The 11,073-nt window shown below is 68.9% G+C and carries 9 protein-coding genes; 5 read left to right on the top strand and 4 right to left on the bottom strand.

Features of this window, described 5'->3' with window-relative positions:
- Positions 1-923 (bottom strand): wax ester/triacylglycerol synthase domain-containing protein (locus ABD378_RS25730; RefSeq protein WP_344524227.1); only part of this gene is annotated, 923 nt, incomplete at its 3' end.
- Between the two features lie 196 nt (positions 924-1,119).
- Complete coding sequence (locus ABD378_RS25725) at positions 1,120-3,480, bottom strand: GH92 family glycosyl hydrolase (protein WP_344524225.1); 2,361 nt, start codon at positions 3,478-3,480, stop codon at positions 1,120-1,122.
- Positions 3,481-3,644: 164 nt separating this feature from the next.
- On the opposite strand from ABD378_RS25725, the gene ABD378_RS25720 reads away from it, so the two are divergent.
- The 3 genes from ABD378_RS25720 (at position 3,645) to ABD378_RS25710 (ending at position 5,232) form a co-directional block, all read left to right on the top strand.
- The gene (locus ABD378_RS25720) at positions 3,645-3,971 is read left to right on the top strand and encodes an ArsR/SmtB family transcription factor (protein ID WP_344524223.1); all 327 of its coding nucleotides are present in this window, start codon (positions 3,645-3,647) and stop codon (positions 3,969-3,971) included.
- Positions 3,968-4,468, top strand: coding sequence for an SRPBCC family protein (locus ABD378_RS25715; RefSeq protein ID WP_344524221.1), 501 nt, complete (start codon positions 3,968-3,970; stop codon positions 4,466-4,468). The genes ABD378_RS25720 and ABD378_RS25715 overlap by 4 nt, the downstream gene beginning before the upstream one ends.
- 161 nt (positions 4,469-4,629) lie before the next feature.
- Positions 4,630-5,232, top strand: a complete 603-nt coding sequence (locus ABD378_RS25710; RefSeq protein ID WP_344524219.1) for a flavodoxin family protein — start codon at positions 4,630-4,632, stop codon at positions 5,230-5,232.
- Between the two features lie 17 nt (positions 5,233-5,249).
- On the opposite strand, the gene ABD378_RS25705 is transcribed toward ABD378_RS25710, so the two are convergent.
- Both ABD378_RS25705 and ABD378_RS25700 read right to left on the bottom strand, forming a co-directional pair.
- Entirely contained in the window at positions 5,250-5,951 is a 702-nt protein-coding gene (locus tag ABD378_RS25705; RefSeq protein WP_344524217.1) for a hypothetical protein, read from the bottom strand.
- Between the two features lie 53 nt (positions 5,952-6,004).
- Positions 6,005-8,623: a PA14 domain-containing protein gene (locus tag ABD378_RS25700; RefSeq protein ID WP_344524215.1), complete on the bottom strand. Its 2,619-nt coding sequence runs from the start codon at positions 8,621-8,623 to the stop codon at positions 6,005-6,007.
- A 194-nt stretch (positions 8,624-8,817) separates the two neighbouring features.
- Between ABD378_RS25700 and ABD378_RS25695 the strand changes: the two genes are divergently transcribed.
- Together ABD378_RS25695 and ABD378_RS25690 are read left to right on the top strand one after the other, a co-directional pair.
- Positions 8,818-9,831: a LacI family DNA-binding transcriptional regulator gene (locus tag ABD378_RS25695; RefSeq protein WP_344524213.1), complete on the top strand. Its 1,014-nt coding sequence runs from the start codon at positions 8,818-8,820 to the stop codon at positions 9,829-9,831.
- A gap of 144 nt (positions 9,832-9,975) precedes the next feature.
- Positions 9,976-11,073, top strand: a complete 1,098-nt coding sequence (locus ABD378_RS25690) for an ABC transporter substrate-binding protein (protein WP_344524211.1) — start codon at positions 9,976-9,978, stop codon at positions 11,071-11,073.

Here is an 11,073-nt window from a genome sequence, read left to right as displayed (position 1 = left end):
AGCCGGACCAGATACCCGGAGAGCCGGTTGCCCTGCGGCTGCGCGCCGCGCGGCCTGCGCCGGGAGACGGGCACCAGGGCGCGCGGCTCCACGCCGTCGCTGCCGTCGCCCCGCTCGTCGAGCCAGCGGCGCAGGGCTCCCGCGACCACGGCGATCAGTACGTCGTTGACGGTGCCGCCCACGGTCTTGCGCACGCGGTGCACGTCGTCCAGGTCGAGCAGGACTCCCGCGGTGCGCCGCGTGCCGCTGGCGTCCGACGTGAGGGCGTCCGACGACCGTACGCCCCAGGTCGCGCGGGCGACGGACGAGCCGATGTCCAGGGCCTGCCCCACGTCGGTGACGGTGTCGCGGACAAGGCCCGGCAGCTTGCGCGGGTCGGGCAGCCAGGACCACCGGGACGCCTCGGGCCCCACGGGCGCCGGACGCGCGGCGGGCAGGTCGACCGGGTCCATGACCGCCGCGGCGAGCATCAGGGCGCGAAGACCGTCCGCGAGGGCGTGGTGGAACTTGAACAGCACGGCGAAGGACGTGCCGTCATCGCCCGGCAGCACGTGCGCCTCCCACGGCGGCCTGCCGCGCTCCAGCGGACGCTGCATGAGCGTGCCCGCCGCGGCGTGGAAGTCCCCTGCGGGCTCGGCGAGGCGGACATGGTCCAGCGCGTCGAAGGCGGGCGCGGCCTCGCGGACGGCGCCGCCGACCGGCAGCCAGACCGAACGTATCCGCAGCCGCAGTCCGGGCACGTCGGCCGCGCGTGAGGCGAGGAGCCGGGCGGCGCGCTCGGCCGCGTCCGGCGAATCGGCGTCGAAGACGCCAAGTGCGCCCAGATGCATGGGGTGTTCGGGGGACTCGATGTTCCAGAAGGCGAGGTCGAGAGGTGCGAGCAGGTCGGAGGACTCAGCGGTCAGCGCTTTCAACGGGTTCAACGGACTGCTCTCGCGTCGAGGGCGATGCGGGGGATGGCATGAACGTGCAGTCAATCGCCGATGAGCGACTACGGTCAAGTACGATCAAGCTACGCAGAGTTAACAACAGATTAAGGCCCGCCTCTCTGAGAGAGGCGGGCCTTGTGGGGCACAAGTGGCGTATGTCTTACGTCACTTCACCATCTGTCGGCGTAGGTCACTTGAGCGCGGGCGGCGCCGCCTGCTCCGACGTACCCCACTGGGAGGGCTTGTCGCCCACCGTGAAGGACAGTTCGCGGGTGTCACGGATGTCGTCGGTCGTCAGGTACGTCTTGCCGTGGTCGGCGCCGTCCGCGCGGGCCGACTGGATGTACCGGTCGGTGTCCGACGTACCCGGCGCCTTCACCGTGAGGCGCCCCTTCGGGTAGTAGCGGCGGTCGAGGGTGAGGTCGACGCGCTCGAAGACGGGCGTCGACAGACCCCATGTGTCCGTGCCGGGCTGGACCGGGAAGACGCCGATCGAGGAGAGCACGTTCCAGGCGGACATGGTGCCCAGGTCGTCGTTTCCGGTCATGCCGGTCGGGGTGTCCGTGAAGAGGGTGAGCGCGGCGTGCACCACGTCGGTGGTCTTCCACGGCTGGCCCGTCGACAGATAGGTGTACGGGGCGATGAGGTCGGGCTCGTTCTGCGGGTTGTACTTGTCGGCGTTGTAGTAGTCGTAGGGGCCGTTGACCCACACCTCACGCGCGGTCTTCGCCGGGTCCTTCAGGAGCTGCTCGTAGGCGAAGAAGGAGTCGAGGCGGTCGTTGGTGGCCTGCTTGCCGCCGATGAGGTCGACCATGCCGGGCAGGTCCTGCGGGACGAGCCACTGGTACTGCCAGGACGTGCCCTCGTGGAAGCCCTCGCTCTTGGCCGGGTCGGCGGGTCCGGTGAAGGCTCCGTCCTTGTCCCGCGCGCGGAAGAACCCGGTCGAACCGTCAAAGATCTTCCGGTAGTTCTGCGCACGGTCCGCATACCGCTTGGCATCGGCGTCGTGCCCCAGCTCACCGGCCATCTGCCCGAGCATCGCGTCCGAGAGGGCGTACTCGAGGGTCGCGGAAGCGCCGTGGTCGTAGTCCGAGTCGCCGGGCTTGGCGTGCGGGCGGCCCTTGATGTATGGCGCAAAACCGTCGCTCAGATACTCCTTGTTGGCCTCGCGGCCCACGGGCGCGGAGTCGGCGGGCGGCACGCCGTCCGCGTTCTTCTTGAGCGCGCGGTACGCCTTCTCCGCCTCCTCTGGGTGTCCCTTGAACAGACCTTGCTGGTAAGCGTTGGTGAGGAAGGGAGTGACCGGGTCGCCGGTCATGATGTTCGTCTCGACCGTGCCGTAGCCCCACTTGGGCAGCCAGCCGCTCTCCTCGTCGATCTTCAGGACGGAGAGCGCCATGTCACGGGACTCGTGCGGCGCGAGCAGGGACAGGAGCTGAGCCTGCGTGCGGTAGGTGTCCCACAGCGACCAGTTCTGGTAGTACGTGAACCCCCCGTCATCAGCAGTGTGGTGGATCTTCTGGTCCCAGCCCGTGTACCGGCCGTCGACGTCACTGCCGATGTTCGGCGCGAGGAACGAACGGTAGAGGGACGAGTAGAAGGTACGGCGCACGGTCTCGCTGCCGCCCTTCGCCTTCACGTCGTCGAGCCGGTCCTCCCACGCGGCATCGGCGGCCTTCGCGACACGGTCGTACGAACGCCCGCCCTCCGTACGGAGGTTGAGCGCGGCGCCCTTGGCATCGACGTACGAGAGAGCGGTGGTCGCCTCGACGGTGCGGTCCTTGGAGGTGTCGAACCGGACGTACGCGCCGTTGCGCTCCTCGCCCGCCGACGACGTGTTGGAGCCCGCGGTGACGGTGTCGCCCTTCCAGGTGCCCGACGTGGTGAAGGGGCGGTCGAAGCGGGTGATCGTGTAGACCGTGTACGGCTTGGTGTCCTGGCAGAAGCCGCTGCCGGTGATCGCCGTGCGGACCGTACGGCTGTCGAGGATCTCGACCTTCGTGCTGCCCGTCTTGTGCAGCGACTGGCCCGCGTTGAGCAGGACGTTGGCCTTGTCGGTTGCCGGGAAGGTGTAGCGCTGCACGCCGGTGCGCTTGGTGGCGGTCAGCTCGGCGTCGATGCCGGACTTGAGGCCCACCTTGTACGCGCCGGGGCTCGCCTTCTCGTCGTCGTGGCTGAACTCCGCCGCGTACTTGGCGTAGTCCGTCTCCTTGACGTCACCCGTCGTGGGAAGCACCGGCAGATCGCCGCCCAACCCGCAGCCCACGCCCGAGAGATGGACGGTCGAGAAGCCGCGGATGTGGGTGTCGGAGTGGTCATAGCCGGTGTTGTGCCCGGTGTCGGGCGAGAACTGGACCATGCCGAAGGGCACGGCCGCGCCGGGGTAGGTGTTGCCCTCGTTCTCGGTGCCGATGAACGGATTGACCAGATCGGTCAGTTGACCGTCCCCCGCCGGGGCGGCCTGTGCCGTCGGTATGGCGAGGGCTCCCCCGAGGAGCGCGGCCGCGGCCACCGCCACTCCCGTACCGCGTAGCCGTTGGGTCCATCTCATGGGTGGGAACGCCTCCTTGGACAACGTTGTCAAAGCGCGGAACGCGATCATTCTTCGGGGGTGGTGTCGCATGCGTCAAGAGGTTGGGGGCCCGCCGTCGCAGGCCGCCGCCTCCGCTCGTATATCAGCTTGCTTTTATATACGCCCGGCGTGATACTCGAACCATGGACGTGTTCGAAGCCGTGGCCGAGCCCAGCCGCAGAGCCCTGCTCGACGCGCTCGCGGAGGGCGAACGGTCCGCGGGCGAGCTGGTCGCGATGCTCCCGGAGCTGACGCAGCCCGCGGTGTCCCGGCATCTGCGGGTGCTGCGGGAGGTCGGCCTCGTCGAGGTACGCGCGGACGCGCAGCGCAGGATCTACGCCCTGCGCCCCGGTGGTCTCGCCGAGGTCGACGAGTGGATCGGCCGCTACCGCCGATACTGGGCGGACCATCTCGGCGCCCTGGAACAGCACTTGGCCCGTACGCACACGAAATCGGAGGGATCGTCGTGAGCGATCACCATGGGAAACTGACGCTCGACGGGGACCAGGCCGTGCTCACCTTCGTCCGGCACCTTCCGTACCCCGTAGAGGCGGTCTGGTCCGCCATCGCCGACCCTGAACAGCGCGCCGCCTGGTTCGGCAGGACGATCATCGAGGGCCGCGCGGGAGGTGCCATCGACATGGTGCCCACAGGACCGGCCAACCCCGTCCAGGACAAGCGGATGACCGGCCGGATCCTCGTATGGGATCCGCCGCACGTGCTGGAGCACGAGTGGAAGCAGGCGCTCGTCGAGGACGGCGTGGTCCGGTACGAGTTGCTGCCCGACGGCGACGGCGACGGCACGGTACTCACCTTCACCCACCGCGGCCTGAGTGTGCCCAACGCCAAGGAGTACGGGCCCGGCACGCACGCGTACCTGGACCGCCTGGCCGCGCACCTGGCCGGGACGCGCGTTCCGGGATGGAGCGCGCGCTACGAGGAAGCCGCCCCCGACTACCCGGCCTGACCGAACCCGCCATGGACCGGCCCGACCTGACGGGACCCGCCATGGACAGGCCCGACCTGACCAGAACCGGCCTGACCAGACCCAGACCCCGCCCCAGACCCCGCCTCACCAGACCCGGCCCGTCCGGAAGACACGAGACACGAGACACGAGGAGTCACACCATGTCCGATGTCATCGATCGCGATCGGCCCCGCGTCGTCGTCGCCCATCACTCGGGATGGGGGCACACCGCCGCCCTCGCCGAAGCGGTGGCGGACGGCGCACGCCTGGCCGACGCCACGGCCACCACGCTCGCCGTCGACCACATCACCGAGGAACAGTGGGCCCTCCTCGACGAGGCGGACGCCATAGTCTTCGGCAGCCCCACGTACATGGGCAACGTATCGGCGGGCTTCCAGACCTTCGCCGAGCTCACCTCGCGGCGCTGCGCGACCGGTGCCTGGCGGGACAAGGTCGCCGCGGGCTTCGTCAACTCCGGCTCCAAGAGCGGTGACAAGCTGCAGACGCTGATGTCCCTCGCCGTGTTCGCCGCCCAGCACCACATGCACTGGGTCAACCTCGGTCTCGGTCCTGGCTGGAACAGCACCACGGGGAGTGAGCAGGACCTGAACCGTCTCGGGTTCTTCCTCGGGGCGGGCGCGCAGACCGACACCGACGTGTCGGCGGCACACGTCCACAAGTCCGACCTGCTCACCTGCCGCCATCTCGGCAGCCGGGTGGCCGGCGTGGCCGCTCAGCTCCTTGCGGGGCGGGCCGCGGCCTGAGCCTCGCGGAGCGCGCGTCAGCCGGTGTGCAGCCACACCCGCAGCGGTCCGATCGGCGTGAACCCCTGGCGAACGGCCGAGTCGAGGCTCTCTCCGCTCTCGTATCCGACGACGGGCAGGTCCGGCCAGAGCCGGGCGACTTCCGCCAGGCAGCCCGCCCAGGCGGACTCCTCGTCGGCCGAGGTGAACAGGTTGGAGACACCGACCACCGACGCGCCGCGGCTCGCGATGGCGCCCGCGACGATCCGTCCCTCGGAGCGGGCCGCCAGGAACGTCGTGCCGTCTGAGAGCAGCTCCGGCCGGAACAGACCCGTGCTCTCCTCGCCGTCGTTCCACGCGGTCTCCCACGCGGGCAGGGACTCGGCGCTCTTGAGCGGCTCCCAGTCCAGGTCCGCGACGCCGGGGGTTCCGCCCGCTTCCCGGTGGATCCATTGCGCCTCGAACAGCACCTCGAAGCCCATCGGCTCCAGATCGAGGCAGGCGAAACTGTCCTTGACGGAGCAGCCCGGTGACGCCGTGTCGAGCAGTGCCACCAGTGCGGCCGCCGACACCTCGGGGGTGAGCGTGACGGCGTCCGGATACAGCGGCGGGGTCCTGTGGGGGCTGCTCCACGCCCCGGAGCCGAACTCCCCCTGCAGGCCGTGCGCGCGGCAGACCGCGTCGCACCACTCGGCGTTGTTGCGGGCCGCGGCCCCTGCCCACTTGGCATCGATGATCACGAGCTGATCGTGCCAAGCGGGAGGGGCCGCGTCCACGGGTTAAGCGCTCCGGGTCAGGAACCCGAGCACCCCGCCGGGTCCGGCCGCGACGCGTCGCCGATCAAGGCTTCATGTGCCGCCTTGAGCCGCTTCACGTCGGGCTTGACGACCCTGCGGTCGTACGTGAGCAGGCCGTTCAACTCGCCCTCCACATCCGAGATCTGGGTGTAGACGGCGCCGTTTCCGCCCTTGCAGGCGAGCTTGTGCACCTCGTCGAGCTTGGTGAGGTAGTCGTCCGTGTACGTCGCCGGGTCCACGTCGACGTAACTCTGCTGGACCGACCAGGCGTGGCCCGGTACCGCAAGGCCGAGGCCGCCGTACTCGCCGTTGATCTGCGCCCTCACGCCGTCGGGCTTGGGCGGCAGAGCCGGGCTCGGATAGCCGTGCTCGTCCATGATGTCGCCGGTGCCGCCGTCGGCCCCCAGGTTGAGGCCCGACATGCCGTTGACCAGGCGGGTCGGGTCCCAGGACTTGGCCTGGGTGGCGATGCGGCCCTGGTCGTACTGGCCCCAGCCCTCGTTGAAGGTGACCCACATGACGATCGACGGGTGGTTCGCGTGCTCGTCGATCATCTGCTTCATCTCGCTCTCGTACTGAGCGCGAGCGGCCGTGCTCGGGTTGCGGTCCGAGCGCATCGAGGGCATGTCCTGCCAGACCATCAGGCCCAGCTTGTCCGCCCAGTAGAACCAGCGGTCCGGCTCCACCTTGATGTGCTTGCGGACGGAGTTGAAGCCCATCTCCTTGTGCATCTTGAGGTCGTACGCGAGAGCCTCGTCGGTCGGCGCCGTGTGCAGGCCGTCCGGCCAGAAGCCCTGGTCGAGCGTGGCCATCAGGAAGGTGGGCTTGCCGTTGAGCATCGTGCGCGGGGTGCCGTTCACCTTCTCCACGGCGACGGAGCGCATACCGAAGTAGCTCTTGACGCTGTCCCGCCCGACGGTCACCTTCAGGTCGTAGAGGAACGGGTCGTCGGGCGACCAGAGGCGCGGGTCGGCGATCTTCAGCTTGAGCGGTGTGCCCGTGCGTCCGCTCGCCTCCGCGACCTTCTTCTTCCCTTCGTACGCGACCGCCCTGACCGGCACTCCGTCGCGCACCCCCTTGGGCTCGACGGTGACCTGCTTGGTCGCCACGTCGGGCGTGATCTTGAGCGAGTCGGCGTGGTCGGCGGCCACCGGCTCCATCCACACCGTCTGCCAGATGCCGGACGACGGCGTGTACCAGATGCCGCTGGGGTCCAGGCGCTGCTTGCCGACGGGCGGGTTCTCGCCGTCCTTGCCGTCGGTCGGGTCATAGACGCCGACGATCAGCTCCTGGGTCTTGCCCGGCTTCAGTGCGTCCGTGATGTCGGCGCTGAACTTGTCGTAGCCGCCCTTGTGTTCGGCGACCTTCTTGCCGTTCACGAACACCTCGGACTGCCAGTCGACCGCGCCGAAGTTGAGCTTGAGGCGCTTGCCGTCGCCGACCTTCCAGCCCTGGGGGACGGTGAAGGTCCTGCGGTACCACATGCGGTCCTCGTGCCGTTCCAGGCCGGAGAGCTGGGACTCCACGGGGTAGGGGACGAGGATCTTCTCGCCGAGCTGCTTGCCGAACGGGGGCTTCTCGCCGGCCTTGGCCGATGCGAACTGCCAGGAGCCGTTGAGGTTGCGCCAGGCGTCGCGGGTCAGCTGGGGGCGGGGGTACTCGGGTAGCGCGTTGTCCGGGCCCACGTCATCCGCGAACTTGGTGCGCAACTGGTGCTCGGAGTGGTTGGGTCCGCTGCTCCAGAACGCGGCGACCGCCTTGCCGTCGTCGCCGCTCAGGCCGCCCTTGCCGTCGTAGCGGATGTCGGCCGTGCCCTTGGCAGTGCCCGTCTTGTTGCCGACGACGGGTTCCTTGAGGCCCACGAGGAGCGCGCGCGGGTCCTTCGGGTCGGCCTCGACCGTGCCGATGGGCCACTTGGCGCCGCCGATGACCGCCTCGATGTGGGTGGCGAGGTCCTTCGGGGGCGCGGCCAGCTTCTGGGCGAAGTCGAGCTTCAGGGTCCGGCCGTCCTTGAGGACCGTGGCGGCGGTCGCTCCGTCGTACTCGAAGCCGTCGGGGAGGCGGAAGGCCGACTGCGGGATCGCTTCCTTGCTGCCGCCGGGCTCGGTCCAGCGCAGGTGGAGGTTGGAGCCGCCGTAGTGCTCGAAGTACTCGACCTTGATGTCGTAGGCCTTTCCGGCCGTCAACTCGACCGGCTGCGCGGTCTGTTCCTTGTCCCAGTCGTCGACCCAATGGTCGATGGCGAGCTTGCCGTCGACCCAGAGCCGGAAGCCGTTGTCGCCGATCATGGAGAAGGTGTGGGATCCGCTCTTCTCCGGGACGACCTTGCCGGTCCAGCGGACGGTGGCGTCGTCGGCCTTCCCGGTCGCGAAGGTCAGGCGCGGGTCGAGGTTGTCGAAGTCGATCTTCTGGTCGAAGCCGGTGGCCTTGAGCTCGTGGAAGTCGAAGGCCCCGGGTGCGGACTGGGTGTAGTACTCGCCCTTCAGGCCGTGGACCTCGGGGGGTTCGTCGGCGGCTGTCGCGGCCGGAACGGCGGTGAGTCCGGCGAAGGCGAGGGCGACGGTGAGCAGCAGTATCAGTCGCTGCCGGACTCGTCTGGGTCGATTGGGGCGCACGGATCCTCCTTTGCTTGAAGCGGTGCTTGAAGGCTGAGGAAGGGGGTGGCGGCTCGCCGCCGCAGTCTGTACAACGAATCTGTACAACGTTGGAAGGAACGGCAGTTGGCATGACAGCACGCTCTCCGGCGCGCTGTCCAGGGCCATGACAAACACCCCAGGACAGGGGTGCACCTCGACGCAGGGAGCTGCACGTGCGGGTAAGCCTCAAGGACGTCGCGGAGCGGGCGGGCGTCTCCATCAAGACCGTCTCGAACGTGGTGAACAAGTATCAGCACGTCACCCCGGCGATGCGGGCGCGCGTGCAGGAGGCCATCGACGAGCTGGGCTACCGCCCGAATTTGACGGCACGTCACCTTCGGAAGGGACGTACGGGAATCATCGCGCTCGCCGTTCCCGAGCTCGGCAACCCGTACTTCGCCGAACTGGCCGGCGCCGTCATCGACGCGGCGGCCGAGCACGACTTCACCGTCCTGCTCGACCACACCCGCGGCGAGCGCGAGCAGGAGGTCCTGGTCAGCCAGGGTTTCCGCGCCCGGGTGATCGACGGCCTGATCCTGAGCCCGCTGGAGCTCGAGTCGGCCGACCTCCTCGGCCGCGAGGACGACGTACCGCTGGTGCTGCTCGGCGAGCGCCAGTACGACCTGCCGTACGACCACATCGCGATCGACAACGTCGCCGCGGCCCGCATGGCGGTGCGCCACCTCATCGGTCGCGGCCGCAGCCGCATCGCGTATCTCGGCGCCCGCACGGACTCCGCGAACCAGCCAGCGAACCTCCGACTCCAGGGCTGGCGGGAGGAGTTGACGCAGGCGGGGATAGCCGCGCCGGACAATCTGGTGGGCCCGGTCGGCGGCTGGAACCGCTGGGACGGGGCGAAGGCGATGGCGCGGATGCTCGACGCGGGGGTGCGCCCCGACGCGGTGTTCGCGTACAACGACCTGGTGGCGATCGGCGCCATGCGGGTGCTGCACGAGCGCGGTCTGCGCGTGCCCTGGGACGTGGCGGTGGTCGGCTTCGACGACATCGCCGAGGGGCAGTTCGGGGCGGTCACCCTCACCACGGTCTCGCCCGACAAGCAGGCCATCGCCCGTCTCGCGGTGGCCTCGCTGCTGCGGAGTCTGGAGGGCGCGGGAGAGCCCGAAGGCCGTGAACTCACGGCGGAATTCCGCCTGGTGGAGCGGGAGAGCACGCTGGGCCGACGCTGAGCGCTCGACGGGCTCCCCTTGCGCGGAGGGTTTACAGCCCCCTTCCAACGATGTAAAAAGCTCCCCGTACCGCCGAGTTGACCGTAAGTGCCGATCCTCCCGTGAGCGCTCTCAGCGCCGGGGCCGTGCCGTTTTGGGGACTCCATGAAGCCGACCACACGCCTTAGCCGTACCTCAGCCAGGACCCTCCTCGCCGCCGGCCTCGCCGCGAGCCTCGCGCTCGCCACCGGGTGCGCCAAGTCCGAGGACGACGGCGACAAGAGCTCCGCGTCACAGGACCAGGGCGACTCGGGCCAGGTCGTCTCCGAGCCGAGCGCGGGCAGCGGCGAGACCTGCGCGATAGACGCCTACGGCGGCAAGAAGCTCGACCTCGAGTCCGCCACCGTCGGCTTCTCCCAGTCCGAGAAGGAGGCCAACCCCTTCCGCATCGCGGAGACGGCGTCCATCAAGGCCGAGGCGAAGAAGCGCGGGGTCAAGCTGCTCACCGCCAACGCCCAGTCGCAGTTCTCCAAGCAGATCAGCGACGTCCAGGACCTCATCGCCAAGGGCGCCGACCTCCTGGTCATCGCACCCCTGAACTCCGACGGCTGGGAGCCGGTACTGCGCGCCGCCTCCGCCAAGCACATCCCGATCATCACCATCGACCGCAAGATCAACGCCAAGGCCTGCAAGGACTACGTCAGCTTCATCGGCTCGGACTTCGTCGAGCAGGGAAAGCGCGCGGCCGACCAGATGATCAAGTCGACGGGCGGCAAGGGCAAGGTCGCGATCCTGCTCGGCGCCGCGGGCAACAACGTCACCACCGAACGCACCAAGGGCTTCCAGGACCGCATCAAGGAGAAAGCACCCGACCTGAAGGTCGTCTTCAAACAAACAGGCGAGTTCGCCCGCGAGAAGGGCCAGCAGGTCACCGAGCAGCTCATCCAGTCCAAGCCGGACATCACCGGGATCTACGCCGAGAACGACGAGATGGGCCTCGGCGCCGTCAACGCCCTCAAGGGCGCGGGCAAGAAGCCCGGCGACGTGAAGATCGTGACGGTCGACGGCACGCGCAACGCCGTGCAGGGCATCGTCGACGGCTGGATCGACGGCGTCATCGAGTCGAACCCGCGCTTCGGCCCGCTCGCCTTCCAGACCCTGGACACCTTCACCAAGGGCACGAAGGTCTCGCAGGACATCGTCATCAAGGACAGCGCGTACACCAAGACCAACGCCAAGGCGGACCTCGGCAAGGCGTACTGA

Origin of the sequence: Streptomyces rectiviolaceus (assembly GCF_039533825.1) — a bacterium.
Classification (GTDB): Bacteria; Actinomycetota; Actinomycetes; order Streptomycetales; family Streptomycetaceae; genus Streptomyces; species Streptomyces rectiviolaceus.
Note: the sequence above shows the minus strand (reverse complement) of the source record. Positions and strands in the feature narration are given on the sequence as shown.